At 58.6% G+C, this 26,487-nt stretch carries 29 protein-coding genes; 13 read left to right on the top strand and 16 right to left on the bottom strand.

Going from position 1 to position 26,487, the window contains the following annotated elements; translation table 11 throughout:
* Nucleotide 1 precedes the first annotated feature (1 nt).
* The gene (locus tag ASD60_RS23985; RefSeq protein ID WP_008055105.1) at nucleotides 2–316 is read right to left on the bottom strand and encodes a DUF883 family protein; all 315 of its coding nucleotides are present in this window, start codon (nucleotides 314–316) and stop codon (nucleotides 2–4) included.
* A 327-nt stretch (nucleotides 317–643) separates the two neighbouring features.
* Here ASD60_RS23985 and ASD60_RS23980 point away from each other — a divergent pair, with 327 nt between their 5' ends.
* The 5 genes from ASD60_RS23980 to ASD60_RS23960 all read left to right on the top strand — a co-directional run bounded on the left by ASD60_RS23980 (nucleotide 644) and on the right by ASD60_RS23960 (nucleotide 4,082).
* Nucleotides 644–1,852, top strand: coding sequence for an ammonium transporter (locus ASD60_RS23980; protein WP_056856370.1), 1,209 nt, complete (start codon nucleotides 644–646; stop codon nucleotides 1,850–1,852).
* Nucleotides 1,853–1,993: 141 nt separating this feature from the next.
* Entirely contained in the window at nucleotides 1,994–2,230 is a 237-nt protein-coding gene (locus tag ASD60_RS23975) for a glutaredoxin family protein (protein ID WP_056856369.1), read from the top strand.
* Between the two features lie 167 nt (nucleotides 2,231–2,397).
* Nucleotides 2,398–2,715: a hypothetical protein gene (locus tag ASD60_RS23970; protein ID WP_056856368.1), complete on the top strand. Its 318-nt coding sequence runs from the start codon at nucleotides 2,398–2,400 to the stop codon at nucleotides 2,713–2,715.
* Nucleotides 2,716–2,786: 71 nt separating this feature from the next.
* Nucleotides 2,787–3,677, top strand: coding sequence for a pseudouridine synthase (locus ASD60_RS23965; protein ID WP_056856367.1), 891 nt, complete (start codon nucleotides 2,787–2,789; stop codon nucleotides 3,675–3,677).
* Nucleotides 3,678–3,803: 126 nt separating this feature from the next.
* Nucleotides 3,804–4,082, top strand: coding sequence for a hypothetical protein (locus ASD60_RS23960; RefSeq protein ID WP_056856366.1), 279 nt, complete (start codon nucleotides 3,804–3,806; stop codon nucleotides 4,080–4,082).
* A 79-nt stretch (nucleotides 4,083–4,161) separates the two neighbouring features.
* Here ASD60_RS23960 and ASD60_RS23955 read toward each other — a convergent pair whose 3' ends face one another.
* Nucleotides 4,162–4,383 carry a YgdI/YgdR family lipoprotein gene (locus ASD60_RS23955; protein WP_056856365.1) on the bottom strand — a complete coding sequence of 74 codons (222 nt, stop codon included), beginning with the start codon at nucleotides 4,381–4,383 and terminating at the stop codon, nucleotides 4,162–4,164.
* Nucleotides 4,384–4,460: 77 nt separating this feature from the next.
* Nucleotides 4,461–5,063 carry a molybdenum cofactor guanylyltransferase MobA gene (gene mobA, locus ASD60_RS23950; RefSeq protein ID WP_056856364.1) on the bottom strand — a complete coding sequence of 201 codons (603 nt, stop codon included), beginning with the start codon at nucleotides 5,061–5,063 and terminating at the stop codon, nucleotides 4,461–4,463.
* A gap of 81 nt (nucleotides 5,064–5,144) precedes the next feature.
* Between mobA and moaB the strand changes: the two genes are divergently transcribed.
* Nucleotides 5,145–5,684, top strand: coding sequence for a molybdenum cofactor biosynthesis protein B (gene moaB / locus ASD60_RS23945; RefSeq protein ID WP_046816112.1), 540 nt, complete (start codon nucleotides 5,145–5,147; stop codon nucleotides 5,682–5,684).
* Complete coding sequence (locus ASD60_RS23940) at nucleotides 5,668–6,894, top strand: molybdopterin molybdotransferase MoeA (RefSeq protein WP_056856363.1); 1,227 nt, start codon at nucleotides 5,668–5,670, stop codon at nucleotides 6,892–6,894. The genes moaB and ASD60_RS23940 overlap by 17 nt, the downstream gene beginning before the upstream one ends.
* Nucleotides 6,895–6,956: 62 nt before the next feature.
* On the opposite strand, the gene ASD60_RS23935 is transcribed toward ASD60_RS23940, so the two are convergent.
* Nucleotides 6,957–7,268 carry a hypothetical protein gene (locus ASD60_RS23935; RefSeq protein WP_056856362.1) on the bottom strand — a complete coding sequence of 104 codons (312 nt, stop codon included), beginning with the start codon at nucleotides 7,266–7,268 and terminating at the stop codon, nucleotides 6,957–6,959.
* Between the two features lie 228 nt (nucleotides 7,269–7,496).
* Here ASD60_RS23935 and yegS point away from each other — a divergent pair, with 228 nt between their 5' ends.
* On the top strand, nucleotides 7,497–8,414 hold the full coding sequence (yegS, locus tag ASD60_RS23930; protein ID WP_056856361.1) for a lipid kinase YegS: 918 nt from the start codon (nucleotides 7,497–7,499) through the stop codon (nucleotides 8,412–8,414).
* Here the strand turns inward: yegS and ASD60_RS23925 are convergent.
* From ASD60_RS23925 to ASD60_RS23910, 3 genes are all read right to left on the bottom strand, one after another.
* The gene (locus tag ASD60_RS23925) at nucleotides 8,398–9,054 is read right to left on the bottom strand and encodes a response regulator transcription factor (protein ID WP_056856360.1); all 657 of its coding nucleotides are present in this window, start codon (nucleotides 9,052–9,054) and stop codon (nucleotides 8,398–8,400) included. The two genes, yegS and ASD60_RS23925, sit on opposite strands and share 17 nt — an antisense overlap.
* Nucleotides 9,051–9,944 carry a sensor histidine kinase gene (locus ASD60_RS23920; RefSeq protein ID WP_056856359.1) on the bottom strand — a complete coding sequence of 298 codons (894 nt, stop codon included), beginning with the start codon at nucleotides 9,942–9,944 and terminating at the stop codon, nucleotides 9,051–9,053. The genes ASD60_RS23925 and ASD60_RS23920 overlap by 4 nt, the downstream gene beginning before the upstream one ends.
* 500 nt (nucleotides 9,945–10,444) lie before the next feature.
* The gene (locus tag ASD60_RS23910) at nucleotides 10,445–10,915 is read right to left on the bottom strand and encodes a hypothetical protein (protein WP_056856357.1); all 471 of its coding nucleotides are present in this window, start codon (nucleotides 10,913–10,915) and stop codon (nucleotides 10,445–10,447) included.
* A gap of 461 nt (nucleotides 10,916–11,376) precedes the next feature.
* On the opposite strand from ASD60_RS23910, the gene ASD60_RS23905 reads away from it, so the two are divergent.
* Together ASD60_RS23905 and ASD60_RS23900 are read left to right on the top strand one after the other, a co-directional pair.
* The gene (locus tag ASD60_RS23905) at nucleotides 11,377–12,312 is read left to right on the top strand and encodes a chemotaxis protein CheV (RefSeq protein WP_056856356.1); all 936 of its coding nucleotides are present in this window, start codon (nucleotides 11,377–11,379) and stop codon (nucleotides 12,310–12,312) included.
* A gap of 91 nt (nucleotides 12,313–12,403) precedes the next feature.
* Nucleotides 12,404–13,210 (top strand): MOSC domain-containing protein, encoded by an 807-nt coding sequence (locus ASD60_RS23900; protein ID WP_056856355.1) that lies wholly within the window; start codon nucleotides 12,404–12,406, stop codon nucleotides 13,208–13,210.
* A gap of 70 nt (nucleotides 13,211–13,280) precedes the next feature.
* Here ASD60_RS23900 and ppnP read toward each other — a convergent pair whose 3' ends face one another.
* The 8 genes from ppnP to ASD60_RS23860 form a co-directional block, all read right to left on the bottom strand.
* The gene (gene ppnP, locus ASD60_RS23895) at nucleotides 13,281–13,565 is read right to left on the bottom strand and encodes a pyrimidine/purine nucleoside phosphorylase (protein ID WP_056856354.1); all 285 of its coding nucleotides are present in this window, start codon (nucleotides 13,563–13,565) and stop codon (nucleotides 13,281–13,283) included.
* A gap of 69 nt (nucleotides 13,566–13,634) precedes the next feature.
* Nucleotides 13,635–14,177: an exonuclease domain-containing protein gene (locus ASD60_RS23890; protein ID WP_056856353.1), complete on the bottom strand. Its 543-nt coding sequence runs from the start codon at nucleotides 14,175–14,177 to the stop codon at nucleotides 13,635–13,637.
* 71 nt (nucleotides 14,178–14,248) lie between these two features.
* Nucleotides 14,249–16,210 carry an acetyl/propionyl/methylcrotonyl-CoA carboxylase subunit alpha gene (locus ASD60_RS23885; RefSeq protein ID WP_056856352.1) on the bottom strand — a complete coding sequence of 654 codons (1,962 nt, stop codon included), beginning with the start codon at nucleotides 16,208–16,210 and terminating at the stop codon, nucleotides 14,249–14,251.
* 157 nt (nucleotides 16,211–16,367) lie between these two features.
* Nucleotides 16,368–17,165 (bottom strand): enoyl-CoA hydratase/isomerase family protein, encoded by a 798-nt coding sequence (locus tag ASD60_RS23880; protein WP_056856351.1) that lies wholly within the window; start codon nucleotides 17,163–17,165, stop codon nucleotides 16,368–16,370.
* Nucleotides 17,162–18,319 carry a citronellyl-CoA dehydrogenase gene (gene atuD, locus ASD60_RS23875; protein WP_056856350.1) on the bottom strand — a complete coding sequence of 386 codons (1,158 nt, stop codon included), beginning with the start codon at nucleotides 18,317–18,319 and terminating at the stop codon, nucleotides 17,162–17,164. Before atuD ends, ASD60_RS23880 begins: the two co-directional genes overlap by 4 nt.
* A gap of 148 nt (nucleotides 18,320–18,467) precedes the next feature.
* The gene (gene atuC / locus ASD60_RS23870) at nucleotides 18,468–20,084 is read right to left on the bottom strand and encodes a geranyl-CoA carboxylase subunit beta (RefSeq protein ID WP_056856349.1); all 1,617 of its coding nucleotides are present in this window, start codon (nucleotides 20,082–20,084) and stop codon (nucleotides 18,468–18,470) included.
* Nucleotides 20,085–20,087: 3 nt separating this feature from the next.
* On the bottom strand, nucleotides 20,088–20,957 hold the full coding sequence (locus ASD60_RS23865) for an SDR family oxidoreductase (RefSeq protein WP_056856348.1): 870 nt from the start codon (nucleotides 20,955–20,957) through the stop codon (nucleotides 20,088–20,090).
* Nucleotides 20,958–20,969: 12 nt separating this feature from the next.
* Nucleotides 20,970–22,772, bottom strand: a complete 1,803-nt coding sequence (locus ASD60_RS23860; protein WP_056856347.1) for an acyclic terpene utilization AtuA family protein — start codon at nucleotides 22,770–22,772, stop codon at nucleotides 20,970–20,972.
* A gap of 163 nt (nucleotides 22,773–22,935) precedes the next feature.
* On the opposite strand from ASD60_RS23860, the gene ASD60_RS23855 reads away from it, so the two are divergent.
* From ASD60_RS23855 to ASD60_RS23845, 3 genes are all read left to right on the top strand, one after another.
* Nucleotides 22,936–23,559 (top strand): TetR/AcrR family transcriptional regulator, encoded by a 624-nt coding sequence (locus ASD60_RS23855; RefSeq protein WP_056856346.1) that lies wholly within the window; start codon nucleotides 22,936–22,938, stop codon nucleotides 23,557–23,559.
* A 94-nt stretch (nucleotides 23,560–23,653) separates the two neighbouring features.
* Nucleotides 23,654–24,460 (top strand): substrate-binding periplasmic protein, encoded by an 807-nt coding sequence (locus ASD60_RS23850; protein WP_177336604.1) that lies wholly within the window; start codon nucleotides 23,654–23,656, stop codon nucleotides 24,458–24,460.
* Between the two features lie 101 nt (nucleotides 24,461–24,561).
* Nucleotides 24,562–25,578 carry a GNAT family N-acetyltransferase gene (locus ASD60_RS23845; RefSeq protein WP_056856345.1) on the top strand — a complete coding sequence of 339 codons (1,017 nt, stop codon included), beginning with the start codon at nucleotides 24,562–24,564 and terminating at the stop codon, nucleotides 25,576–25,578.
* A gap of 154 nt (nucleotides 25,579–25,732) precedes the next feature.
* Here the strand turns inward: ASD60_RS23845 and ASD60_RS23840 are convergent, their stop codons facing one another.
* Nucleotides 25,733–26,281 carry an RNA polymerase factor sigma-70 gene (locus ASD60_RS23840; protein WP_056856344.1) on the bottom strand — a complete coding sequence of 183 codons (549 nt, stop codon included), beginning with the start codon at nucleotides 26,279–26,281 and terminating at the stop codon, nucleotides 25,733–25,735.
* Nucleotides 26,282–26,487: the final 206 nt, after the last annotated feature.

Raw genomic sequence — 26,487 nt, 5'->3', positions numbered from 1 at the left:
ATCAGCGCCGTGTCGCCAGAAGGCCAATCAGGAAACCCACGCCGGCGGCAATCCCGACCGATTGCCAAGGGTTGGCCTGGACATAATCTTCAGTGGCGGTGACGGCAGCTTTGCCGCGCTCGCGCAGGGAGTCTTCAGTCAGTTTCAAGGTTTCCCGTGCCCGCAGAAGACTGTCGTGGATCTGGTCTCGCAGCTCATCCGCCTGATCACCGGCCAGAGACGCGGTGTGCTCGAGCAACCGTTCGGTGTCGCTGACCAGTGTCTGAAAATCGCTCATCAGGATTTCTTGAGCAGTCTTTGCCTTGATGCTGGCCATTGGTGATCTCCATAAGTGGCTTTCTGAAACGTTCGAGTATGAGCCTTGCGCGAAGGTTCAGTACAAATGACTGGTACAACTTTTGCTGTGTCGTGGTGCGCCGGCCTGTCCGGATGCGCTGTTGCTGGGCAAGGTTTGCCTGAAACCATAACTCAAACAATCGAAACCCGCGCGATTTGTCCGGCCCCGATCGGACTTGACGAACCCTGTGCCTCAAAGCGGTTCATCGGGAGTGAGCTAGTCGTTTTGATAGGTCACAACTTGGTGCATGGATTGCCCGCGCGAACTGCTTTGGTGCTTTTTTCAGCCTTAAGGTCTGCCAAATCCATGGAAAATATGCAAAGCGCTGTGGACAGCCTGGTCCATAGTTCCAACACGTTGTTCATTCTGATCGGCGCCGTCATGGTTCTGGCCATGCACGCCGGGTTCGCCTTCCTCGAAGTCGGAACGGTCCGACAAAAAAACCAGGTCAACGCATTGTCGAAAATCCTCAGTGACTTTGCGATTTCAACGTTGGCTTACTTCTTTATAGGCTATTGGATCTCCTACGGTGTCACCTTTATGCAACCGGCGGCGGTGATCAATGCCGATCATGGATACGCTCTGGTGAAGTTTTTCTTTTTGCTGACTTTCGCCGCGGCGATCCCGGCAATCATTTCCGGAGGTATCGCCGAACGGGCGAGATTCGTGCCGCAACTGTGTGCGACGGCACTCATCGTGGCGTTCATTTATCCCTTCTTTGAAGGCATCGTCTGGAATGGCAATTTTGGTTTGCAAGCCTGGCTGCTGGCGCATTTCGGCGCCGGTTTCCACGACTTTGCCGGTTCTGTTGTCGTCCATGCCATGGGCGGCTGGCTGGCACTGGCCGCGGTGTTGTTGCTGGGGCCACGCAATGGGCGCTATCGCGAAGGGCGGTTGGTGGCGTTCGCACCGTCGAGTATTCCGTTCCTGGCATTGGGTTCGTGGATTCTCATTGTCGGCTGGTTCGGTTTCAACGTGATGAGTGCGCAAACCTTGCAGGGGGTCAGCGGGCTGGTGGCGATCAACTCCCTGATGGCCATGGTCGGGGGCACAATGGCGGCCCTGATTGTCGGCCGCAACGATCCCGGCTTTCTGCACAACGGCCCATTGGCTGGGCTGGTGGCGATCTGCGCCGGTTCCGACCTCATGCATCCGGTGGGAGCACTCGTGACCGGCGCCGTCGCCGGGGCACTGTTTGTCTGGTGTTTTACCGCCGCGCAAAGCAAATGGCATATCGACGATGTATTGGGGGTCTGGCCGTTGCATGGCTTGTGCGGTGTGTGGGGCGGGATCGCCTGCGGCATCTTCGGCCAGAGCGAATTGGGTGGGCTGGGGGGCGTTAGCCTGATCAGCCAGTTGATCGGTACCGCGTCAGGTGTGATGGTGGCGTTGGCCGGCGGCTTTGCCGTGTACGGCACGATCAAGGCGTTCCACGGTTTGCGACTGAGTCAGGAAGAGGAGTACTACGGCGCGGATTTGTCGGTGCACAAGATCGGTGCTGTCAGTCAGGATTGACCCTTCCACCGCCTTCGGCCAGGGCTGGAAATCGAGCCGGAGGCGGTAGCGGTCCCTGGCTACAGGCCAGATATTACAATGGCTCGACGGTTTTTCAGGGCAGGCCTAGAATGGTCACTTAATTTCTTCGGTTGAGCCCTCATGCTTCCTGAATGTCAGTTGTTCGGCACCCTGGGGTGCCATCTCTGTGAAGTGGCCGAAGCCATGCTGATGGAATTCGTCGAGCGTGGTCTGCTGGTGGAACTGGTGGATATTGCCGACGACGAAACCTGGTTTGCGGCTTACAGCCTGCGCATTCCGGTGTTGCGCCGGGTCGATACAGGGGCTGAACTGGGTTGGCCCTTCAGTGCCGATGATGTGGTGGCATTTTTGCGGTAGAAATTTTCCCTGCACGACGTTCCCGCCTGTCGAACTTTGCGATTGATCCTCTTGGCTTGAAGGATGGTATTCGGATACTGTATGCGCATACAGTTATTCGCAATGCAGCCTTGCCGCCGCCGGTTATCGGCTGAAGCGTGCGGGTGCGGGCGTGAGAGGGAAGAATCGTGGTCAATGTCGAGCAATTGAAAAGCAGCGTCAACCTGATGTCGGTGGACGTGGTACGTGAGGCGGTCCTCGAGTTGCGTCTGGACGGTCTGGTAACGGAGGGAAAAACTCCGTTCAACAAGGTCCACTTCAATACCTGTTTTGCAGAAATCGAAGCCTTGTTCCAGCGTGCTGGCTATCACCGGCAACTGGATGTGGTGGGCTATCAGGGCTTGTTGTATGCGCTCTACGATCCGGGGCGTTGGGAGGCGGTCGATGTACTGCGCTGGCTGAAGGAGTACACCGAGGCAGCGGCGCGCAGGCAGATTCCAGCCTGAAGAATCTCTGCTAGGTTCGCCCCCGTTGCTGTTGGATAATGCCGTTCTGCATTGAGGGTTAGAACGTTCGTATGTCCACTTCATCTTTTTCTGCCGCACACAGCCAGGCCAGCACGCTCTATTTGCCACCTGGCCCGTGGCGGACCGTAATCGAATGCCTGTGCGAGCATTTCAGCGCCATCAGTCGTGATCAGTGGCTGGACAGGGTTGCGCGAGGCCGCGTTCTCGATGGGCACGGAGTGCCGATCGCCGTTGATCTGCCGTACAAGGAAGGTTTACGGATTCACTATTTTCGCGAAGTGCCAGACGAAAAAACCATCCCCGTGACGGAGTCGATCCTGTACGCGGATGAGCATCTGGTCGTGGCGGACAAACCGCATTTTCTTCCCGTGACCCCGGCCGGGGAATACGTGGAGCAGACATTGCTGAGACGGCTGATCCGCCGTCTCGATAATCCCCATCTGGTGCCCCTGCATCGCATCGACCGCCATACCGCTGGCCTGGTGCTGTTTTCCGCCAACCCGCAAAGTCGTTCGGCGTATCAGTCCCTGTTTCCAACACGGCAGATCGAAAAACGCTACGAAGCCATTGCCCGGGCATTACCTGATCTGTCTTTTCCGCTGATCCATAAAAGCCGACTGATTGATGGCGAACCGTTTTTCCGCATGCAGGAAGGTCCGGGCATCAGCAACACCGAGACGGCGGTGGAGGTCAGGGAAAAAAATGGCGATCTGTGGCGTTATGGGCTCTATCCGGTGACGGGCAAGAAGCACCAGTTACGGGTCCACATGACAGCTTTGGGCGCCAGCATCTGTAACGATCCGTTTTATCCCCAGGTACTCAAGGACGTGGAAGATGACTACGCCAATCCTTTGAAGCTACTGGCGCAAGGGCTGAAGTTTGTCGATCCGGTCAGTGGAGAGGACCGGGAATTCGAGAGCTCGATCACCCTGCAATGGTGATCCCGGAACTGAAATAGAATTTTCACCCGGGTTTGCAGTCATTTGATCATGCACCACAAATGTGGCGATCAATGATCCCGGAGCTGCGACACGCAATCCCGGGACTGTCCAATCCTGGAGATACTCATGAAACGTACCGTTTTTGCTGGAATGTTCATTTGCGCTGCAATGCTGGCCTCTCCCGTTTTCGCCGCTGACAATGACCTTTGCGCCATCAAGCTTCAGGAGCTCAAGGACAAAGTAACGAGCCTGCCAGCCACATCCGAAAACACCACCATGGAAATCAAGCGGATGCAGGCAAGCGCTGAAGCAGCCCGGGCGGCCAACGATGACAAGAAATGCATCACCGAAGCCACACAAGCGTTGGCCCGGGTCGATAAACTGAACAACGAGCCGAATCCATAGCCCTTCGGTACTCATGAAACAGACAAAAAAATGCCCCGATTGGTCGGGGCATTTTTTTATCCGGTATTCACCGCGAAGATTACAGCTCTTTAACGGTACGAACCTGATCCTTGTTGATGCGGGTCTGTTTGCCATCCAGCTGTTCAAATTCGTAGAAGCCCGAATCATCGTCATATTGTGGCGTGTCGACGGCCTGGATTTCGCGACCGTCATTCAAGGTGATCACTGTAGGCGATGCGCAACCGGCGAGGGTGGCGAGGCCCAGTGCGAGCATGAAAGTGGCCAGGGTCCGTTGAGTCATGGTGTGTCTCCGAAATGAATTCTTTAGGTTACCTGAGCTTGAGACGTGAACGGCGCCTGCAAGTTCCTTGGGTAGTGTCAGTCTGACACAGTGTCGTGCGTGCTTAACAGGTCCGGCGTGTTGAGGTTGGCCAGGCGAGGGTCGTTATCGGGGCACTGCAGGGCAGTAGCGCCCAACTTGCGCATCAATCGCCCCGGGCTTCGTTCGCCCTCTTGCCAGGCACTTTCAAAGTCTGCGCGAAGGGCTACGGGGATGACGCACAGCAACGGTTCCCAGTGTTCGTCATGGCGCAACATCAACGGTTTGTCGGGATGCAGGCTGGCGGTTTCACGCATGCTGGCAAGCAGGGCAGCATCGATGCGGGGAACGTCACATGGCAAGACCAATAAATGCGAATGGCGGGCTGCTTTCAAGCCGGCACGAATGCCGGCCAGCGGCCCAGGGAAGTCGACTTCGTCGTCATGAACCAACTGGTCGGCGTAGGCGGCATACTTATCCATGTTGCGATTGCAGGAAATGATCAGGTCATCGCTCAGGGGGCGCGTCTTGCGATGCAAATGCGCGATCAGCGGCTCGCCGTGCCATTCCAGTAACCCTTTGTCCTGTCCGCCCATGCGTTGGCCGCGCCCGCCTGCCAGGAGCAGAATGGAGCAGGACGGCAATTGTGCAATCGAAGTCATGGCAGTTCTCCAGGGGGGCGGCGAAAAAAGGGGGCGCTGTGATATAACACCGGGCTGTTTCTCCTACAACTGGACGAGCCTATGAAAGCCAAGGCTGATGTACCTTTCGCGCCGCTGAACATTGCGGTGTTGACGGTCAGCGACACCCGTACCCTGGAAACCGATACATCAGGTCAGGTGTTTGTCGACCGTTTGACGGCGGCCGGCCATAACCTGGCGTGCCGTGTACTGCTCAAAGATGATCTCTACAAAATTCGTGCGCAAGTCGCCAACTGGATTGCCGACGAGGTCGTGCAGGTCGTGCTGATCACTGGCGGCACCGGTTTCACCGGTCGCGACAGTACTCCGGAAGCGGTGAGCTGCCTGCTCGATAAACAAGTTGATGGGTTCGGTGAACTGTTCCGCCAGATCTCCGTGGCGGACATCGGCACGTCTACGGTCCAGTCCCGCGCCTTGGCTGGCCTGGCGAATGGCACGCTGGTCTGCTGCTTGCCTGGTTCGACCAATGCGGTGCGTACCGGTTGGGACGGCATTCTTGGCGAGCAGTTGGATTCACGCCATCGCCCATGCAACTTCGTCACTCATTTGAAACAGGCAGCCCCTTGTGAATCCCGTGGGTAAGCCGGGCAAGACCGGTAGTCTGATGCCCGTTGAGGCAGCACTGGCGCGGTTACTGGAAATGGCGGACGCCACGAGAATTCTTCAACGTGAACGCTTGCCGTTGGCTCAGGTTCAGGGTCGTGTGTTGGCGGATGATCTGCTGTCGACGCTGGATCTCCCGCCATGGCCGAACAGTGCCATGGATGGCTATGCGCTGCGTATTGCTGACTGGACCGGAGAACCGCTGGTTGTCAGCCAGAAAATTTTTGCAGGCAAGGTTCCCGAGCCCTTGCAGCCAGGCACCTGTGCCCGGATATTCACCGGGGCGCCTGTTCCCGCCGGCGCCGATTGTGTCGAGATGCAGGAAAACGCTGAAGTCCAGTCGGACGAGCGAGTAGCGTTTACCGAAGTCATGAAGCCCGGGCAAAACATTCGACCACAGGGCCAGGAAACGACTGTCGGAGAACTGGTTTTGCCAGCGGGTACGCGCCTGGGGCCGATCGAGCAAGGTTTGGCTGCGTCGTTGGGTTGTGCTGAGCTGGACGTGGTTCGCAAGATCCGCGTCGCGGTTCTGTCCACTGGCGACGAGTTGATTGAGCCAGGTCAAGCATTAGGCCCAGGGCAGATCTATAACAGTAACCGTGTGCTGCTCTGCAGTTGGCTGCAGCGTTTGGGTTGTGAAGTGGTCGATGCCGGTATTCTTCCAGACGATCTTGTCACCACGCGCGCGCGACTCGGCGAACTGAAAGATGTCGATTTGATTCTCTCGACCGGCGGTGTATCGGTGGGGGAGGCCGATTTTCTGGGCATTGCCTTGCGGGAAGAGGGTGAGTTGAGTTTGTGGAAGCTCGCTATCAAGCCGGGCAAGCCGCTGACATTCGGACATTTTCGTGGTGTTCCGGTCATCGGTCTGCCGGGTAACCCGGCGTCGACGCTCGTGACCTTCGCCTTGTTGACCAGGCCTTATCTTTTGCGTCGTCTGGGCGTCAAGGATGTCGCGCCGTTGAACATGCAAGTGCAATGCGGGTTTGACTGGCCCATTGCAGGCAATCGACGCGAATACTTGCGTGGTCGCCTTGAGAACGGTCGGGCGATCATCTACAAAAATCAGAGCTCTGGCGTGCTGCGCAGTGCCGCCTGGGCTGATGGACTGGTTGAAGTCATGGAAGGGCGCACGTTGGTCGCAGGTGATAGCGTTAGTTTCATTCCGTTGAGTGAAGTATTGATTTGATTCTCGCGGCAATGAAAGCTCGCAAGCCCGGTTGACGAAACCGGGTTTTGCGTTTGGGTGGCTTAATGAGCCAGCAGCAGTGTGACAAGCTGATCGAAGCGACTGTTGGCGATCCAGCCAAGCAGTCCCAGGACCACCGCCGTTCCGCCCGCGGAATAGGCGAGTCTGTGTTTTATTGACCTGACGTCATTGCGCACTTCTTCCATGTCCTTGCGAATGTATTTCAGGTGTGTCTCCAGCTCGATGACGCGAGGTTCCATATCGACTTCTCCCTTGGGTTTTTTGCTGCTTGCGAAATCCGTCAGATGATCAGTGCGTTGTGCAGCGGTGGGCACGACCGGCATCACTGGAAGCCTGATGTCATGGTTTTGCATGGCACGTCCTTGTGTTTGTCCTGCTGCTGAGTGAAATCCGTAGACACCAAGGTGTACCAATCACAGGTATTGGTCAATTGAGCGGATTCCTAAGGTTTTGTGGGAAAAATCCCGTCTTGCAGGGCTTCTAGGGCGCCCGTCTGGAAAAAGATCGTCAGCGTGCAACTTTTAGTGGGGGCAAGGAGGTCAACATCTTCCATACGCCATTCAATTCCGGGAGTGAACACCATGAGCGAACGCAAGGCGCTGTTGATTCTGCATGGCAAGCAGGCGCTCAACGAGGATGTGCGCGCTGCTGTTGAAGCCAGGCGTGAACAGGGTTGGGAGCTCGCCGTTCGATTGACCTGGGAAGCTGGCGATGCGCAGCGCCTGGTGGAAGAGGCACTGGCCGCGGGTTACCCGAAAATCGTTGCGGGCGGGGGCGACGGCACCTTGCGTGATATTGCCGAGGCCATGGCCGCGCAGTCGACGCAGGCAAGCCTGGTGCTGATGCCTCTTGGAACGGCCAATGACTTTGCGCGCGCCGCTGGCGTTCCTCTGGAACCTGCGCTGGCTCTGGATCTACTGGACGTCGCTGCGAGTTCCATCGATCTGGGGGAGGTCGGTGGGCAAGTCTTTCTCAACATGGCTACGGGGGGATTCGGCAGTCAGGTCACAGCCAATACTTCCGAGGACCTGAAAAAGGTGCTCGGTGGTGCGGCCTATCTGTTCACCGGTTTGTCACGGTTCAGTGAGCTGCACGCCGCTTACGGTGAACTGCAGGGGCCGGACTTTCATTGGAGCGGAGAGCTGCTGGCCCTGGGCATCGGCAATGGCCGGCAGGCTGGCGGCGGACATGAATTATGCCCGCAAGCCCTGGCGGACGATGGACTGCTCGATATCAGCATTTTGCCAGCGCCACAGGAAGTGGTCGGGACCTTGAAAAGCTTGCTGACGGATGGATTCGGCATCGATAGCATGTTTGTCCGCGCCCGACTGCCGTGGGTCGAGATCAAGGTGGCTGAGGGGTTGTACATCAACCTCGATGGCGAACCGCTGGAGGGTGACAATCTGCGCTTCTGCGCGCAGCCGGGAGCATTGCGAGTGCATCTGCCGGTCGACTCTCCATTGTTGAGCGTAAATGAGGTCGTCAATCGTCCAGACTGATGATTTGTTCGCGCACGGCAAACAACACCAGGCCAGCCACATCGTAGATCTGCAGGCGCTTCATGATTTGCGAGCGGTGGGTCTCGACCGTCTTGACGCTCAAGCCCAAGCCGTTGGCAATTTCCCGAGTGGATTTCCCGCGAACGATCAGGCGCAGGATTTCCAGTTGGCGGGCTGTCAGGTTGTGCGAGTCTGCCGGGGCCGGGTGTTTCTGGTTGCGGGTCAGTGCCTGGTTGATCACGGTATGGGCGATCGCCGGGCTGAGGTAGCGTTCATTGTTACGCAAGGCTTCCAGCGCATGCTCCAGTTCAGTAGCCGTCGTGTCTTTGAGTAAATAGCCGTGGGCCCCGGATTCGAGCGCCTGCATGATCAGCGCGGGGTCAGTGTGCATCGACAAGATCAGCACCTTGCTTTGCGGGCGAATCCTTTTGAGTTGCTGCAAGGCTTCAAGGCCGCCGGTCTGCTTCATGGAAATATCCAGCAGGACGATATCCGGGGACAGGTGTTCGACCATCGCGAGCAATTGTGAGCCGTCATTGGCCTCGCCAATGACGTCGTAGCCAGGAAGGTCCAGCACCAGGGCGCGCACGCCAGCCCTGATCAGCGAGTGGTCATCCACCAGAAGTAAGTGACAAGTCAATGCATAACCTTATTCGTACTGGCCCGCTCAAGCGCACGGGGCGCCCAGGGGAAGAGTGCTTGGATTTGCGTGCCTTTGCCAGGCTCGCTGGTAACGGTCAATGTACCGCCCAGCTGGCTGATCCGCTCCGACATTCCAGCCATTCCGCGCTGCCCCTCGCGGCCCGGATCAATGGCAGGCGCAAAACCTTGGCCGTCATCACTGATCAACAAGCTCAATCCCTGGGGCAAGCGTTTAAGACACACCAGCAGATTCTTTGCCTCGGCATGTCGCAGCATATTGGTGACGGCTTCCTGGGTAATGCGAAATGCCGCGACGGCCATTTCTTCCGGTATGCCGGTCAGGCGTTGATGGCATTCCAGGCTCCAATGCACCGGGGAGTTGGCCAGCGTCTTGAGTAAATGCGCGCGCAGACTGGCTTCGAGGCCCAGGCTGGTCAGTTGCCGAGGATTGAGGATGGCAGATACGTCGCGCACTTTGGCGAGCGTCTCCTCCAGCGTGTCGCAAAGTACCGCACATTGCCCCTGAAGCTCTTCCGGCATTCGGCGTTTGAGCCAGTCACTTTGCAGTTTTGCAGCAGTCAGCAATTGGCCGATGTCGTCATGCAGCTCCCGACTCAGGCGATGGCGCTCGTTCTCCTGAACTTGCAGGAGTCGGTCGGCGAGTTCTTGCGGTTGAAACTTGATCGACTTGCGCGACAGGCGATATTGCACCCAGACACAGCCAAGTGCCGCGATATCCAGTATCAGCAGGCCGAGGGGCAGGCGAGTGGACAGGCCGTAGATGAGCAGACTGCCGAGCGTCGAGCTGGCACATAGCAATAGCGTGAACCGGCGAGCGTTTTCTCGTGAGGGTGGCCACATGGTGATTGACTTGAAACTGGCGTACATAGCGGATGGAGCCAATGGAGGTTCGCTGCGGGCAGACCGGTCATGGCTGACGGATCTCTGTTTTGTAGTGTCATGCATGGACTTCAACGGGACGTACTATCTGAATGAGAAATCCAGGATGGAACTTGGTCGTTGCAGTCACCCACAATCACATCGCCATTAATTGACGTCAACTAATGGGCGCCATAATAACACCGAACATACCGTTGGTCGCGCTTGGGTTATATGTCCAGGAAGTCAGGAAACAGTCCGTTTTGTACGGTAGTTCCATGTTGGGAAATGTGTGGTCGCTGCTGTCACCGGTTCCCCTTGAACATAGGGGTTTGGATCCATTTGCGCCAAGCGACGCTCTGGACGAGCTGGCAGGAAAAACGCAGGAATAATGGTTTGTTCGAAGATGTCGTTAATGGGTACGTAATGTTCAATTACGACCTGTACTTGGCCAGGTTATATAGCACCGTTGGCCACAAACACATGGAGCTGCGCTCTATTGATGGCATTCAAGCCTGGCGTTCCATATAGGAAATGAGTGTAAACGGTCTGGAATTAACCGCAGGCTGGAAATGCTGCTGACCGACCTGGAAGGCGAACGCTTCGATCAGGGTCGTCTGTTCGCTTTCGTCGAGACTGAGTTGGCCGGTCTTCTGATCGATCAACTCAAGTTGCCAGGCGATCAACGTCAGGCAGTCCTTGAGTGCGGCCAGGGCTTCGTCGTGCAGATCCATGTGATGCTGCGCATGATTGAGCAAGCCGTGGATGTGCAACGAAAACTCTGAAACGGCCGCCAGTGCGAGGGCATCGGCCTTGCTGGCGAGCTTGAGAAGGGTGCTGAGCAAGCAGTCGATGGCGTCCTTGTCATTGCTGATCAGTTGCAGGTGACTGAGGCATTCTTCGGTTTTGGCCAGGAGGGTTTCGGCTTCGACAAGAAACTCCGGGACCCGCTTTGCCCATTCTGTGCGATTGTTCGGCATGCTTATCTCCACAACGTCATGTCAAATGAGGGGATGTCGTGTGTGTCGACGAGGACGATTGTCGCCCCGGTGTAACCGGGTCGTCGTGAGATCGCGCTCTGGCCGGCAGGAGAGCAGGCTGGAGAAGTCAAAAGGGTAGCTGGCCACTTACTTGCGATCGCACACAAAAGCCTGACTCCGTTCATGCAATGAGAATGGCGTCACATTAATGGCTATTGGATATCGCGAATATCAGGTTGCACCTGATTGTTGCTAGGGGAATCCCTTACGCAACGGAACCTGACGCGTAAACTATTGTCGCGCCTGGGAAATGTAGCAGATGAAAATACAACGCCAGTAAAGCATGATGTTAATGTGACATCAATGTTTGGACGCGGCATTTTGAACAGGGTCAAGGTCCGGCAAATACAGCCGATAACCCTCTATTAGTGATTTCATCAGTACAAGCCCAGGAGTGATTGATGGCCGGCATTCTCGATACGGTAGACCAACGTACGCAACTGGTGGGTGAGAATCGCCTGGAAATTCTGATGTTCCGGCTTGCCGGGCGGCAATTGTTCGCAATTAACGTGTTCAAAGTGCAAGAAGTCCTGCAATTGCCAAAGTTGACGTTGATGCCCCAGCGGCATCCGTTTGTGTGCGGTGTGGTCAACCTGCGTGGCCAGACTCTGCCAGTGATCGACCTGTCCCAGGCGATCGGCATGCGTCCACTGGTGCCCGGCCCTGGCAGCACGATCATCGTCACTGAGTACAACCGCTCGGTGCAGGCATTCCTGGTTGGAGGTGTGGATCGCATCGTCAACATGAACTGGGAAGCGATTTTGCCGCCGCCGACCAGCGCCGGTCGCCAGCATTACCTGACTGCCATCAGTAAGGTCGACGACCAATTGGTGGAAATCATTGATGTCGAAAAGGTCCTGGCCGAAATCGTCCCTTATAACGCCAAGGTGTCCCGCGACAAGCTTGATGATCCGGTGCTGGAGCGCGCCCGTGGTCGTGAAGTACTGCTGGTGGATGACTCCAATGTGGCGCTGGCGCAACTGCGCGACACGTTGGGTCAGCTAGGGGTGAAAATGCACATCGCCAGCGACGGTTTGAAGGCGCTGAACATGCTCAAGGCCTGGGCCGATACGGGTGTGAACATGACCGACAAACTGCTGATGGTCTTTACCGATGCGGAGATGCCGGAAATGGACGGTTATCGCCTGACCACGGAAATTCGCAATGACCCGCGCTTGCGCGGTCTGTATGTTGTGCTGCACACGTCGTTGTCCGGCAGTTTCAATGATTCGATGGTCAAGAAGGTCGGCTGTGACAACTTCCTCTCCAAGTTCCAGCCGGACAAACTCGTCGACGTGGTGCGCCAGCGCCTGATGCTCGACGCCGTTCCAGCCTGACCTTCGCACATGAGGCTGGCGTTGAGTCAGCCTTTGATTCGGCGATCAAGCTCGTATAGGGTGGCGTTTTTGGTCCATCAGGGAGCTGGTCATGCTGCGTCTGAGTGCGCTTTATCGTTATCCGTTGAAATCCGGCAAGGGCGAAATCCTGCAACAGATCGGTCTCGACAAGCTTGGCCTCGACGGGGATCGACGCTGGATGCTGGTGGACGAGGCCAGCGGGCGTTTCCTGACCCAGCGAGCGGTGGCGAAAATGAGTCAGCTGTCGGCGTTGTGGAATGCTGCTGGCGGCTTGACCCTCAGTGCCCCGGGCCATGCGCCGATTGATATCGCCTTGCCCGCCAGCGAAGCCGAACTGCGCGGTGTGACCATCTGGCGCGATACGCTGCGTGTGCCCGATGCCGGTGACGCCGCAGGTGCCTGGGTCAGTGAATTTATCGGTAAACCGACACGCCTGGTGCAAGTGCCACTCGACCGTGCCAGAACCACCCAGGCCGGATATGGCAAGGATGACGATCAGGTTGCGTTCGCGGATGGCTTTCCGTTGTTGTTGATCGGGCAGGCGTCGCTGGACGATCTGTCGGAAAAAGTCGGGCGGCCTATGGAAATGCTGAGATTTCGCCCGAATCTGGTGATCGAAGGCGCTGATGCGTTTGCCGAAGATGGCTGGAAGCGTATTCGCATTGGTGAAGTCGAATTCCGTGTCGTCAAGCCGTGTTCACGTTGCATCCTGACCACCATCGACCCTCAGACCGGCGAACGCAACGCCGATCGCGAACCGTTCGCCACTTTGCAAAAATATCGGTCCGAAGCGGATGGCGCGATGTTCGGGCAAAATCTGGTCAACGACGGTAATGGCCGGCTGGAAGTCGGCATGCCGGTGACCATCCTTGAATAAAATCGTTGAATAAAAAAATGCCCGCGTCCTTGGATGCGGGCATTTTTTTTGCGCTGTGAAACCCAGGGGATCAGCCGTGGTATTCGCACAGGTAAGCGGTGTCGACGGCCACTTTCAGCTGGAACTTGCTATTGGCAGGCACGTTGAACTGGCTGCCGGCGGCGAAGGTTTCCCAGTCGTTGCTGTCTGGCAGCTTGACGGTCAGGGCACCGGACACCACGTGCATGACTTCACGCTGGGCAGTGCCGAATTCGTATTCGCCCGGAGCCATGACGCCGATGGTCGCCGGACCGTCAGCGGTGCCAAAGGCGATCGACTTGACGGTGCCGTCGAAGTACTCGTTGACTTTAAACATGGGCGATTCCTCGAAAAGGGCTAAAAATGGCCGGCCAGTATGCACAAGGCCTTTGTTGGCGTCACCTGTCTAAAGCGGTAGAACCAGTGGTAGCAGTCGTGCGGTATTGCGAGCGTCTTCCAGCGCCCGATGCTGCTGACCGGTAAATTGCAGACCGGCCAGTTGCAAGGCGCCATTGAGGCCCAGCGGACGTTCCAGCCGTCGGGCTTTGGCAAAGCGTTGTTTGAGATTCATGTGCTGGATGCGACTCAAGACGCTGTCGAGTTGCAGGCGCTGCCATTCCTGCAGCAATTGCTTGCGATCGTAATCGCCCCAACTGGCCCAGCCTTCGAGGCGGCTGTGATGTTGGCCGAGCCAACGCTCGAACAAGGGCCAGACATCGCCCAAGGGTTGCGCGGTATCGATGTTGGCTTGGGTGATGTGCGTCAGGTCCCGGCAAAATGGTGTGAGCAACGGTCGGCGCGTTGGGCGGACAAATCGCTGGAAATGATCCAGTTCACGTCCCTTGCGATCCACCAGGGTGGCACCGATTTCGATGATTTCCATTTCTGTAACGGGCCAGCCACCCTCGTCGGTGGTGGCTTCCAAATCAATGACCAGCCAATGAGGCATCGCAGGGTTCCTGGTATCCGCGTCCTGATAGCCTTTGAGCGTAGCCAAACCCGGCGGTTCCGCCTAGCGGCTTATTCGACCTCCAACAGAATCTGGCGGTTTTTCACTTGGTCGCCGACCCGAACCTGCAAGCGCTTGAGCACGCCGTCGATGCCGGATTTGAGCGGATGCTCCATTTTCATCGCCTCGAGCACGACCAAAAGCTGGCCTTTGCTGACGGCGCTGCCCTCGCTGACCAGCACGTCGACGATCGCGCCGTCCATCGGCGCCTTGAGGGTGCCTGAACTGACGTTGGCCTGGCTGCTGACCCGGGCCTGGGTTCGGTCCTCCAGCGCCAAGCTGCCGGGGCGGGTGAACAGGCACAGTTGTTTGCCCTCAAGGCGATAGGCATGGCGTTGACGGATCCCGTCGATTTCCAGCGTGGCCCAGTGTCCGTCGCTGTGAATGAGCTTCACCTCAAGACTGTGGCCGACGGCTTCAATCCGGTAGATCTCTCCCGGTCCGGCGTTCAACACCACCGACCATTGCTGATCCTCCAGGCCGAGGCGATAGTGCAGCGGCACGCTGGCGTTATTGCGCCACCCGGCCAATGAGGCACGGTGCGTCCCGGCCGAGGCCTGATAGAGCAGGGCGGCGGCGATTGCCAATTGCTCAGGGTTGGGCGCAAAGGGTTGCAGGCACGGATGATCGGCAAACGCTTGGGCGATCAATCCAGTGCTGAATTCTCCAGCGATGAATGCCGGATGTTGCAACAGGCTGGCGAGCAGGCGCTGATTGCTTTGCATGCCCAGCAGGACGCTGTCCTGCACCGCCCGCAGCAGCTTGCGCCGGGCCTCTTCGCGGGTGGCGCCGTAAGCAATGATTTTGCCCAGCATCGGGTCATAGAAGGGGCTGATGTTCTGACTCTCGATCAGGCCGTGGTCGACCCGCACGCCGTCGCGCAAAGCGGGTTCCCACCCCGCAATGCGTCCGGTTTGCGGGAGGAAGCCTTGGGCGGGGTCTTCAGCATACAAACGCACTTCCATGGCGTGGCCGGTGAGTTGTACTTGCTCCTGACGCAATGGCAGCGGTTGGCCATCGGCAATGTTCAGTTGCCAGGCCACCAGATCAAGCCCGGTGATCAACTCCGTCACTGGATGTTCTACTTGCAGGCGGGTGTTCATTTCCAGAAAGTAAAACTGCCCCCGTGCATCTAGCAGGAACTCCACCGTGCCGGCGCCGACGTAATTCACGGCCCGCCCGGCCTTGAGCGCCGCTTCTCCCATGGCCTGGCGCAATACGTCAGTCATTACCGGGCAAGGGGCTTCCTCGATGACCTTCTGATGGCGACGCTGGATCGAGCAGTCCCGTTCACCGAGATAGATCAGGTTGCCATGCTGGTCGCCGAACAACTGCACCTCGACATGGCGTGGCTCGATCAACGCCTGTTCCAGAATCAGTTCACCGTTGCCAAAACCGTTCAACGCTTCAGAGCGTGCCGTGCGGATCTGCTCCAGCAAAACCCTGCTGTCATGCACAAGGCGCATGCCCCGCCCGCCACCGCCGGCGCTGGCTTTGATCATCAACGGATAACCAATGCGTTCGGCTTCGCGACTCAGGGTCGCGTCATCCTGAGCGGCACCTTGATAGCCTTTGATGCAGGGCACACCCGCTTCGCTCATGGCGATTTTCGACAGGCGTTTGCTGCCCATCAATTCAATCGCTTCAGGGCTGGGACCGATGAAGGTGATGCCGGCCTCCCGGCAGGCGAGGGCGAATCCAGCGTTCTCCGAGAGGAAACCGTAGCCGGGATGGATGGCATCGCTGCCGGTGCGCCGGGCGGCGTCGATGATTGCCGGGATATTCAAATATGATTGTTGCACCGGGGCCGGACCGATGTTGACGGCTTCGTCAGCCATTTCTACGTGCAGTGCATCGGCATCGGCATCGCTGAACACGGCGACGGTGCGATAACCCAGCGCCTGGGCGGTGCGTTGGATGCGGCAGGCGATTTCACCGCGGTTGGCGATGAGGATTTTGCTGAATCCGGGCATGGGATAGCTCTCTTGAGTTTGCAGTGCTTGTTCGGGCCTCATCGCTGGCAAGCCAGCTCCCACAGGTTGTGTGTGCGACACAGATTCCTGTGGCAGCTTTCACAGGTTGTGTGTGCGACACAGGTCCCTGTGGGAGCTGGCTTGCCAGCGATGCTTTTCAGGAGGCCCACCCCGGTTTGCGTTTTTGCACAAAGGCCATGGTTCCCTCGACGCCCTCGGCCCCGGTCACCGCTTCGCTGAACCACTCGGCGGCTTGGTCGAGCAGCGCGTCCGAAGGTTGTCCGGCACTGGCCAGCAGCAGTTTTTTGGTTGCAGCATTGGCTTGCGGTGCGCAGCAAAGTACATGCGCCAGCACCTCATCGAGACGCTCGGCCAAGGCTTGCGGATCGTGCTCGACAAAGTGCACCAGGCCCATCCGCCGCGCTTGGGTGCCATCGAAGCGCGCCGCCGTCAGTGCCAGGCGCCGGGCCTGGGTCAGGCCGATGCGCTGGACCACGAACGGTGCGATTTGCGCCGGCAGCAGGCCAAGGCTGGTTTCTGGCAGGCCAAATTGCGCCGAATGCTCGGTTATGGCGATGTCGCTGACACAGGCCAGCCCAAAACCACCGCCAAGCACAGCGCCTTGCAATACGCAAATGACCACTTGCGGTGCGTGTTGCACTTCTTGCAGCAGCGCACCGAACACCCGGTTCAAATCGCGGTGCGCGCTGCTACCCTGGGTACGGGCGTTGGCCATGTCCTTGATGTCGCCACCGGCACAGAAGTGGCCGCCGGCACCGCCGATGACCAATGCACGAACGGTGCGGTCGTCATGAATCGCCGCCAGCACCGCGCGCAGTTCGGCAACCATCTGCAAGCTCATGGCATTGCGGCTTTGCGGGCGGTTGAGGGTGACGTGCAGCACGCCGTTGTGCAGTTCCAGCAGCAGCGTCTGGCAATCGGGCAGGGTGCTCATTTCTTTTTCCCCGGCAGGATGCCCATGAGTTTGCAGATGATGCCCAGCATGATTTCGTCGGCACCGCCGCCAATCGACACCAGGCGCACATCGCGATAAGCGCGGGCCACCGGGTTGTCCCACATGAAACCCATGCCACCCCAGTATTGCAGGCAACTGTCGCTGACCTCGCGGCCCAGCCGACCGGCCTTGAGTTTGGCCATCGACGCCAGACGCGTGACGTCCTGGCCTTTGATGTACTGTTCGGTGGCCTGATAGACCAACGCACGCAGGCATTCGATTTCGGTTTGCAGTTCAGCCAGGCGGAAGTGAATGACCTGGTTGTCGATCAACGCATTGCCGAAAGTCTTGCGCTCCTTGCAGTACTCGATGGTGCTGTCGATGCAGTACTCCAGGCCTTTGATCATGTTGGCCGCGCCGAACAGGCGTTCCTCCTGGAACTGCAGCATCTGCATCATGAACCCCGCGCCTTCATGGCCGATGCGGTTGCGCTGCGGCACGCGCACGTTGTCGAAAAACACTTGGGCGGTTTCCGAACTGCGCATGCCGAGTTTGTCCAGGTGCGAGCTCAGGCTGATACCTGGCGTGTTCATCGGCACCATGATCAGTGACTTGTTGATGTGCGGTTTGTCGTCCGAAGTGTTGGCCAACAAACAGATGAAATCGGCGCTTGGCGAGTTGGTGATCCACATCTTGCTGCCGTTGATCACGTAGTCGTCGCCGTCCTTGCGCGCGGTGGTTTTCAACCCGGCCACATCGGAACCGGCACCGACTTCGGAGACGCCAATGCAACCGACCTGCTCGCCGCTGATGGCCGGGCGCAGGAACTGGTCTCGCAGTTCATCGGAGCCGAAGCGGGCGAGGGCCGGGGTGCACATGTCGGTCTGCACGCCGATGGACATCGGAATGCCGCCGCAATGAATGGTGCCGAACTCTTCGGCAGCGACAATCGAATAGCTGTAGTCCAGGCCCATGCCGCCGAATTTTTCCGGTTTGGAAATGCCCAGCAGACCGAGGTCGCCCGCCTTGCGAAATATCTCATGGATCGGAAAACGCCCGGCTTTTTCCCATTCCTCGACATGGGGGTTGATCTCGTGTTCGACGAATTGGCGAACGGTGCGGCGCAGTGCTTCGTGTTCCTGGGTGAAGATCATTTTTATTGTTCTCCTCTGATCCATGATCGTTTCCACGTCGAGGCGTCGAACCGTCTGCGTGGTAACGCCTCTATGGACGCTCTGCGTCCGCTTTTGGGACGCAGAGCGTCCCGGGCTGCATTCCCACGCGGAGCGTGGGAACGATCAATCACAAACGGGCTACACCAAAACTGTTGGCTTGCAGCGGCCGCACCCGGGCCTCCTGACAGATATCCAGCAAGTAACCCAGCAGAGTCCGGGTATCGCGCGGGTCGATCAAACCGTCGTCCCACAGGTTGGCACTGCCGTAGAGCGCCGTGGCTTGGCTGTCGAGTTTCTGCGCCGTGACCTGCTCGAGCATGTCGAGCATTTTCGGATCAGGTACCAGCCCGTCCTTGGCCTGTTTGGCCTCGGTGACGATGCGCAGCACTTTGCCCGCCTGCGCGCCGCCCATCACCGCGGTACGGCTGTTGGGCCAGGCGAAGATGAAGCGCGGGTCCAGGCCGCGCCCGCACATCGCATAGTTGCCGGCGCCGTAGGAACCGCCGACCACGATGGTCAGCTTGGGCACACGGGCATTGGCCACTGCCTGAATCATCTTGGCGCCATGCTTGATCACACCTTGCTGCTCCGATTCGGTGCCGACCATGAACCCGGTGGTGTTATGAAAGAACAGCAAGGGGGTCTGGCTCTGGTCGCAGAGCTGGATGAACTGCGCCGCCTTGCTTGCACCCTTGGGTGTGATCGGGCCGTTGTTGCCGATGAAGCCGCAGGCGCGGCCCTGGATTTTCAGCTGTCCGCAGACGGTCTGCTGATCGTATTCGGCCTTGAACTCGAGGAAGTTCGAGCCGTCGGCGATGCGGGCGATGATCTCACGCACGTCGTAAGGTTTCTTCGGGTCATCCGGGATCAGTCCCAACAGTTCGTCGATCGGGTAGAGCGGCTCTTCCCAGCGGAGTTCGGGTGACCATTGCAGTTGTTGGTTCCACGGCAGCATGGCGACAATTTCGCGCACCTGACGCACGCCATCGGCATCGTTTTCTGCCAGGTATTCTGCGGTGCCGGCCGTTTGTGCGTGCATCTCGGCGCCACCCAGCTCTTCGTCTGTGGCGATTTCCCCGGTGGCCGCTTTCAGCAGCGGAGGCCCGGCAAGGAACAGTTTGGCCTTGCCGCGCACCACCACCACGTAGTCCGACAATCCAGGCTGATAAGCGCCGCCCGCCGTGGCAGAGCCATGCACCACGGTGATCTGCGGCAGGCCCATGGCCGACATCCGCGCCTGGTTGGCGAAGCTGCGCGCACCTTCGACGAAAATCTCTGCCGCGTAGTTGAGATTGGCGCCGCCGCTTTCGGCCAGGGTGATCACCGGCAGTTTGTTTTCCATGGCGATCTGTTGCAGGCGCAGGGATTTTTTCAAGCCGCTGGGGGAAATGGTCCCGCCCTTGATGGCGCTGTTGTTCGCCACCACCAGCACCCGCACACCGGACACATAACCAATGCCGGCGATCAAGCCGCCGCCGGCCGAACTGCCGTCCTTGTCATCGTGCAGTTTATAGCCGGCCAGGCTTGCCAGTTCGAGGAACGGCGCGCCGGGGTCGAGGAGCAGATTGAGGCGTTCACGGGGCAACAGTTGACCGCGCTTGTCGAATTTGGCTTTGGCTTCGGCCGCCTTGTCCAGCAGGTTCTGTTCGAGGGTTTGGACCTGTTCGACCGCGCTGAGCATCGCCGCACGGTTTTGCGCGAACTGTTCGCTGTCGGGATCGAGTTGCGACTGGATCACCGGCATGGGTTATTCCTTGTCCTTGAGGACGTCGGGAAGGTAGGCGCGGTGGAAGCCGTTATAGGATTCGCTGTTCGTCGCCTTGTGAATCGGCCATGCCCGTCCGCCAAGGCTGGCGGCGCCGTCGATGCGTAAGGTGCTGCCGCTGATGAAGGCTGCGGCAGGGCTGAGCAGGAAAACAATCGCCGCGCTGACTTCCGATTCAGTACCGATACGCTTGAGCGGCACGTGTTCGCGCAAAGTCGGGATCACTGCCTTGAACGCACCTTCGTAGGTGTCCATGCCACTGGAAGCAATCCAGCCTGGCGCCACGGCATTGACCCGCACCCCGGCGTATCCCCACTCGAATGCGGCTGTCTTGGTCAGGTTGTCCATACCCGACCGCGCCGCCCCCGAATGCCCCATGCCCGGCATGCCGCCCCACATGTCAGCGAGCATGTTGACGATCGCCCCGCCGTGTTTGCTCATGGATTGGTTGAACACTTCACGGGCCATCAGGAAACCGCCCACCAGATTGGTGCGCATCACCGTTTCGAAACCTTTCTGATTGATCGAGGCCAGTGGCGACGGGTACTGCCCTCCGGCATTGTTGACCAGACCGTGAATCGGCCCGTGTTTACGGATCAGTTCGCTGACCAGATGCGTCACGGCTTCTTCTTCGCGAATGTCGCAGGTGCTCCAGTCGGCCTTGCCGCCGTCGTCGATAATCTCGCTGGTGACCGCTTTGAGTTTGTCCGCCTTGCGCCCCACCAGCAGCACATGCGCGCCGAGGGCCGCCAGTTCGTGGGCGGTGCAGCGACCAATGCCACTGCCGCCGCCGGTGACGATGATGTTTTGGCCGGCAAACAGATCGGCTTTGAAAATCGAATCGTAGGCCATGGCGGTTGTCCTCTAGTTGACCTGGTCGGCGATGCGCTGCGGCACCGGAATCTGGATCTCCAGCAGTTGCTGGGCGAAGGCCTTGCCTTGCGGATCGATGCGCAGGCTGGCGACGCCACCGCCACCGAGGGCGTTTTCCAGCAGGAAGTTCAGGCTGTGCGTGGCTGGTAAGTACCAGCGCTCGACGCGACCCAGTACCGGGTCGAGAACATGGCTCATCCAGTCGACAACGACCTCCGGCGTCAGCGCCTCGGCGATCCACGGTAGGTACTCGGGATCGCGGGCCATCACGCCGATGTTGCTGTGATTACCCTTGTCGCCGGAGCGCGCCACCGCGAGTTTGACCAGCGCCACGCTGGCGTCGGCCAGACCAGTGGGTTTCGGTGGGTCGAGCACTGTGGGCAGTTCGGCGCTGTCGAGCGCATCGAGGGCGGGCAGGACACACGGGTGGCGCTGGCCCATGAAATCAATTTCCAGTGTGCAGACGCTTTTGTCGATCAGGAACGAGAACAGTCGGATCAGCGGATAGACCGTGGGCCGGCCGCCGACGATGCCGGTCAGCCCGGGCGCCATTCCGGTGGCGGCCTGGGCGATTTCCCGGGAGAACACGATCAACGCCTGTTTGTTCGGATGACGCACCGCGAGTTTGATCACCACTTCGCGGCTGTCTGAGCGCTGGCCGTGGGGACCGTAGGTCGCCTCGCTGCCGAGCAGTTCGACGTTCACCTCACTGAAGGGACGCCAGCCGCGTTGAGTGAATATTTCCGAGGTCTTGTTGATGATGGCTTCACTGACGCGCCGGGCCTTGTCCACCGCATCGATACCTGCGATCAGGCAACTGGCGGTGCATCGGAAACCATCCGGATACGTGGCGCTGACCTTGTACTGATCGGTAGGCGGCAAGCCTTTCGCACCGTGCACCTGCACGGCGTTCTTGCCCTGCTGGTGCAATTTGACCTGAGTGAAGTCGCAGACCACATCCGGCAGCAGATACGCGCGCGGATCGCCGATTTCATAGAGCATCTGCTCGCCCACTGTCAGCGGCGTGACCAGACCACCGGAACCTTCGGGTTTGCTGACAACAAACTGGCCGTCGGCGCTGACTTCGACGATGGGGAAACCGATGTGCTCGTAATCGGGCACATCGCGCCAGTCGGTGAAGTTGCCGCCCGTGCACTGGGCGCCGCATTCGATGATGTGCCCGGCCAGTGCGGCCTGGGCCAGCTTGTCGTAATCGTGCCACGACCAGCCGAACTCATGCACCAGCGCGGCACTGACCACCGCGCTGTCGACCACGCGCCCGGTGATCACGATGTCCGCTCCCAGGCGCAGGGCTTCGACGATGCCCGGTGCGCCGAGGTAGGCGTTGGTCGACACGCACATCGGTGGCAATGGCGCTCCGCTGAACATTTCATGGATGCCCAGGGTGTTCAATCGTTTGAGTTGCGGTTGCAGGTCATCGCCCAGCAGCACGGCGATCTTCAATGAAACGCCGGCCTTGTCGCAGGCTGCTTGCAGGGCGGCGGCACAGGCTTGCGGGTTGATCCCGCCGGCATTGCTGATGACCCGGATATTTTGCTCGGCAAGTTGTGGGAGCAGGGGGCTGAGGACCTCGATGAAATCGCCCGCGTAACCGCTCAAGGGGTCTTTCATGCGCGCGCCGGCCATGATCGACAGGGTGATCTCGGCCAAGTAGTCGAAAACCAGATAGTCCAGACGTCCGCCATTCACCAGTTGCGCGGCCGCGGTCGAGGTATCGCCCCAGAATGCGCTGGCGCAGCCAATGCGAATCGTTTTTGGCGCAGTCAATTCCATAACCACCTCCAACAGAGTGCATCGAGACTACCAAGCAAGCGCTTGGTTTGTAAATCACGAAAAATATCTTCTGCCCGAGCGCTTGCTTGGTTCGGGCCGTCAGCTTAAATTGCCCGCGCAACCCCGCTGTTTTAGCGGTGATCACGACTGTAGGAGAGATCGGGTGGATGAGCAAAGAGCCCTTGGAGTCATGCGCGAATTGGTCGACAACGGCCAGTTGACCGATCCGGACAGTGCCCGTGGCAAGTTGCTGCAAGTGGCGGCTCACCTGTTTCGCAATAAAGGTTACGAGCGCACCACCGTGCGCGATCTGGCCGGTGCGGTAGGCATTCAGTCGGGCAGCATTTTTCATCACTTCAAAAGCAAGGATGACATCCTGCGCGCGGTGATGGAGGAGACCATTCGTTACAACACCGCGTTGATGCGTGCCGCCATTGCCGAGGCCGGCAATGTGCGCGAGCGCGTTCTGGCGCTGATCCGTTGTGAATTGCAGTCGATCATGGGCGGCAGTGGCGAGGCCATGGCGGTATTGGTCTATGAATGGCGGTCGCTGTCTGAGGAGGGGCAGGCCAAGGTGTTGGCATTGCGCGACATCTATGAAGACATCTGGTTGCAGGTATTGGGTGAAGCCAAAAGCGCCGGTTTTATCCGGGGTGATGTGTTCATCACACGACGTTTTCTGACCGGGGCGCTGTCCTGGACAACCACCTGGTTTCGCGCCGATGGCAGCATGAGCCTGGATCAACTGGCCGACGAAGCACTGATTCTGGTACTTGAGGAAAAATGATTTGCTTTGTAGGTTGGCGGGAAACTGGCTAACTGGGCGAAACCGCCTAGCTTGAATGCATTGATGCAGTACTTTTGGGGAGTGGCTTGTCTTGATGTCTTCGCCAATTCGGACAGCTTCGCGGCTTTTGCTGACGGTGCTTGTGGCGTTATGGATGCTGCCGTCCCAGGCCGCGCAATTGGTGCGAATCGGTGCCGCGCATTTTCCTCCGTACACCGTGCGCCCCGAGTCCGGCGCCGATACCGGCTTGCTGCCGCAACTGGTCGAGGCCTTGAACGCCCTGCAGAGTGACTATCAGTTCGTCCTGGTTCCCACTTCCATTCCTCGGCGCTTTGGTGACTTCAAGCAAGGGCGGATCGACATGGCGATCTTCGAAAACCCCGCCTGGGGCTGGAAAGACATTCCCCACACCGATGTCGACATGGGCCTGGAAGACGCGGAGATTTTCGTCGCACAACGTCAGCCCGAGGGGCGTGCGATTCGCCAGCAAGACTATTTTGCAGACCTGACCGGCAAGCGCCTGGCACTGTTCAGTGGTTACCACTACGAATTCGCCAACTTTATTGCCGAGCCCCAGTATCTCGCCAAAAACCATAACGCCACGTTGACCTACTCCCATGACAGCAACCTGTTGATGGTCTTGCGCGGGCGGGCCGACATCGCGCTGGTCACGCGTTCCTATCTCAACGACTATTTTTTGCGCAATCTGAATGTGGCCAATGAGTTGCTGGTGTCCGATCGCATCGATCAGATCTATCACCATTACGCCATCCTGCGCCCGGCAGCGCCCATCAGTGGCGAAGCGTTCGGCAAGTTGCTGCAAGGGCTGCGGGACAATGGCCAGATGCTGAAGATTTTCGATCCGTACAAGATTGCGGTGGTGCCCGTTTCCGGTAACTGAGCGCGTTGCTTGAGATCAACCCTTGAGCGACTTCTCTTAAATTTTCCGCCGCGGCTGACGTCACATTGTTGAACTGTCGACCATTAGCGTGAGCCCGACCCATGTCCAATCAGAATGACCTGACCGCCCTGGTTTTACCTTCGGGCAGTCGACTTGTAGCCGATGAAACCGAAAACCGCCTGAGCCTCAGCCTTGACGGCCAACCGCTGGTCCAGCTGCGCCTGACTCGCGATCCTGAGCTGCAGCTGCAGCTGCAGCGGGAGGAAGGCTGCGGCCAACCGGATGTAGCGGCTCTGTGGGCGGCCTGTTATTGGCTGTTCGCCCGGGATCCGGCCTGCCAGCGCCTGACCTGGCATCTCGATGAAGCCCCGGCCGAGGCATTGCTCAGTGGTTTGCTGGTCACCACGGACACGGCCAATCAATACCGTTGTGAGCGCACGCTGTTCTGGCAGTTGCCACAGCCGTGGCGGGTGCAATTGACCAACAGCTATCCCCAGCAAATGGTCATCAGTGGCGGCAAGCGTCACCCTTTGCGGCCGGGCAAGCCACGAGGCGAGGTTTACCGACGATTCGATGTGCGCCTGGGCATGTGGATTTCCCTGCGCACCGTGGACATCGATGTCGATCTGGCGCGTTTCAATCGGTGGCAGAACAGCGCGCGAGTGGCGAGTTTTTGGCAGGAGGAGGGCAGCCTCGAACAGCATCGCGAGTACCTGAGCAAACTCCAGGCCGACCCCCACACCCTGACGCTGATCGGTTGTTTCGACGATCAACCGTTTGCCTATTACGAAGCCTATTGGGCCAAGGAAGATCGCATCGCACCGTTCTACGATGCCAACGATTATGACCGTGGCATCCACATGCTGGTGGGCGAGGAGAATCACCGTGGCCCGCACAAGGTGGCGAGCTGGTTATCGGCGTTGGTGCATTACCTTTTTCTTGATGATCCGCGTACGCAGCGAGTGGTCGCCGAGCCCCGGGCCGACAACGCCAGGATGATCGGCTACATGCAGGATCAGCGGTTTTACCGCGAGAAAGAGTTCGACTTCCCGCACAAGCGTGCCGCGTTGATGGTGTTGGGGCGTGAGCGGTTTTTCGAGCGGTGTGGGTTGGTGTGAAGGGGAGGGCTCAAGGCTTGTTCTGATCTTGAGTCCGTCATCGCTAGCAGGCTAGCTCCCACAATGGAACTTTGGTGTACATGGTTTTCGTGAACACCAGAGATCAATGTAGGAGCTAGCTTGCTAGCGATTGGGGTGACGCAAATTTCAGATCTTAACGACGAGCAAAGGTATCCGCCCGACTGCCCGAGACCTTGCGGCAGTGCACCAGTGCATCGCGAATCATGAAGTTCACCAGGGTTGGCGAGACGCCGAGTTCCTTGGCGATGTCTTTCTGTGGCACGCCGTGCAAGCGATACATCTCGAAAGCGTAGCGGGTGCGGCTCGGCAGCTCTGTCAGTGCGTCGGCGATGTTTTCCAGGGTCGAGAAATTGATGTGCGACGTTTCCGGCGAAGCTCCCTGGATCACCACGTTCAGACCTTCCTCTTCAGGCCCGGAATACTTTTGCTCCAGTGCCTGTTTACGGTAGTGATCAATCGCCAGGTTGCGCACGATCTGGAACAGATAGCTGAGCTGGGCCTTGAACGACGACGTGATCTGCGGTGCGGATTGCAGCCGGAAAAACGCGTCCTGCACCACGTCCTCAGCGCGTGATCGGCAGCCGGTGATGCGGGCTGCAATCTTGACCAGAATCAGTCGATTGTCGACGAATGCCTGAAGTAGCGGCGAGTCGCACCTGCTTGTGGAGACTTGTTCCGTCATGGAAATCACCCTGCTGCCAAAAGGTTAGTGGGACGGCAAGAAGTCCGTGGCCGCCCTACACATCGAGCGACAAATTATGTTGAATGATAATGATTGTCAATTGAGAAAGAGAACTAATGCTCCTCAAAGGTGCAGAGTGCGAACTGCGACACGCTGACGCACGCTTGCCGCCTCCCGGCCTGGTTGGCGCTAACGCCTGCCGACTA

It is taken from the genome of Pseudomonas sp. Root562 (assembly GCF_001427125.1).
Lineage (GTDB): Bacteria > Pseudomonadota > Gammaproteobacteria > Pseudomonadales > Pseudomonadaceae > Aquipseudomonas.
The sequence above is the reverse complement of the archived record's forward strand: the minus strand, read 5'-3'. Positions and strand labels throughout refer to the sequence as shown.

What these genes read in the sequence shown, in the direction of transcription:
- ASD60_RS23985 (WP_008055105.1), bottom strand. Translation starts at nt 316, where the DNA reads ATGGCCAGCATCAAGGCAAAGACTGCTCAAGAAATCCTGATGAGCGAT.
- ASD60_RS23980 (WP_056856370.1), top strand. Translation starts at nt 644, where the DNA reads ATGGAAAATATGCAAAGCGCTGTGGACAGCCTGGTCCATAGTTCCAAC.
- ASD60_RS23975 (WP_056856369.1), top strand. Translation starts at nt 1,994, where the DNA reads ATGCTTCCTGAATGTCAGTTGTTCGGCACCCTGGGGTGCCATCTCTGT.
- ASD60_RS23965 (WP_056856367.1), top strand. Translation starts at nt 2,787, where the DNA reads ATGTCCACTTCATCTTTTTCTGCCGCACACAGCCAGGCCAGCACGCTC.
- ASD60_RS23960 (WP_056856366.1), top strand. Translation starts at nt 3,804, where the DNA reads ATGAAACGTACCGTTTTTGCTGGAATGTTCATTTGCGCTGCAATGCTG.
- ASD60_RS23955 (WP_056856365.1), bottom strand. Translation starts at nt 4,383, where the DNA reads ATGACTCAACGGACCCTGGCCACTTTCATGCTCGCACTGGGCCTCGCC.
- mobA (WP_056856364.1), bottom strand. Translation starts at nt 5,063, where the DNA reads ATGACTTCGATTGCACAATTGCCGTCCTGCTCCATTCTGCTCCTGGCA.
- moaB (WP_046816112.1), top strand. Translation starts at nt 5,145, where the DNA reads ATGAAAGCCAAGGCTGATGTACCTTTCGCGCCGCTGAACATTGCGGTG.
- ASD60_RS23935 (WP_056856362.1), bottom strand. Translation starts at nt 7,268, where the DNA reads ATGCAAAACCATGACATCAGGCTTCCAGTGATGCCGGTCGTGCCCACC.
- yegS (WP_056856361.1), top strand. Translation starts at nt 7,497, where the DNA reads ATGAGCGAACGCAAGGCGCTGTTGATTCTGCATGGCAAGCAGGCGCTC.
- ASD60_RS23920 (WP_056856359.1), bottom strand. Translation starts at nt 9,944, where the DNA reads ATGTACGCCAGTTTCAAGTCAATCACCATGTGGCCACCCTCACGAGAA.
- ASD60_RS23910 (WP_056856357.1), bottom strand. Translation starts at nt 10,915, where the DNA reads ATGCCGAACAATCGCACAGAATGGGCAAAGCGGGTCCCGGAGTTTCTT.
- ASD60_RS23905 (WP_056856356.1), top strand. Translation starts at nt 11,377, where the DNA reads ATGGCCGGCATTCTCGATACGGTAGACCAACGTACGCAACTGGTGGGT.
- ASD60_RS23900 (WP_056856355.1), top strand. Translation starts at nt 12,404, where the DNA reads ATGCTGCGTCTGAGTGCGCTTTATCGTTATCCGTTGAAATCCGGCAAG.
- ppnP (WP_056856354.1), bottom strand. Translation starts at nt 13,565, where the DNA reads ATGTTTAAAGTCAACGAGTACTTCGACGGCACCGTCAAGTCGATCGCC.
- ASD60_RS23890 (WP_056856353.1), bottom strand. Translation starts at nt 14,177, where the DNA reads ATGCCTCATTGGCTGGTCATTGATTTGGAAGCCACCACCGACGAGGGT.
- ASD60_RS23885 (WP_056856352.1), bottom strand. Translation starts at nt 16,210, where the DNA reads ATGCCCGGATTCAGCAAAATCCTCATCGCCAACCGCGGTGAAATCGCC.
- ASD60_RS23880 (WP_056856351.1), bottom strand. Translation starts at nt 17,165, where the DNA reads ATGAGCACCCTGCCCGATTGCCAGACGCTGCTGCTGGAACTGCACAAC.
- atuD (WP_056856350.1), bottom strand. Translation starts at nt 18,319, where the DNA reads ATGATCTTCACCCAGGAACACGAAGCACTGCGCCGCACCGTTCGCCAA.
- atuC (WP_056856349.1), bottom strand. Translation starts at nt 20,084, where the DNA reads ATGCCGGTGATCCAGTCGCAACTCGATCCCGACAGCGAACAGTTCGCG.
- ASD60_RS23865 (WP_056856348.1), bottom strand. Translation starts at nt 20,957, where the DNA reads ATGGCCTACGATTCGATTTTCAAAGCCGATCTGTTTGCCGGCCAAAAC.
- ASD60_RS23860 (WP_056856347.1), bottom strand. Translation starts at nt 22,772, where the DNA reads ATGGAATTGACTGCGCCAAAAACGATTCGCATTGGCTGCGCCAGCGCA.
- ASD60_RS23850 (WP_177336604.1), top strand. Translation starts at nt 23,654, where the DNA reads ATGTCTTCGCCAATTCGGACAGCTTCGCGGCTTTTGCTGACGGTGCTT.
- ASD60_RS23845 (WP_056856345.1), top strand. Translation starts at nt 24,562, where the DNA reads ATGTCCAATCAGAATGACCTGACCGCCCTGGTTTTACCTTCGGGCAGT.
- ASD60_RS23840 (WP_056856344.1), bottom strand. Translation starts at nt 26,281, where the DNA reads ATGACGGAACAAGTCTCCACAAGCAGGTGCGACTCGCCGCTACTTCAG.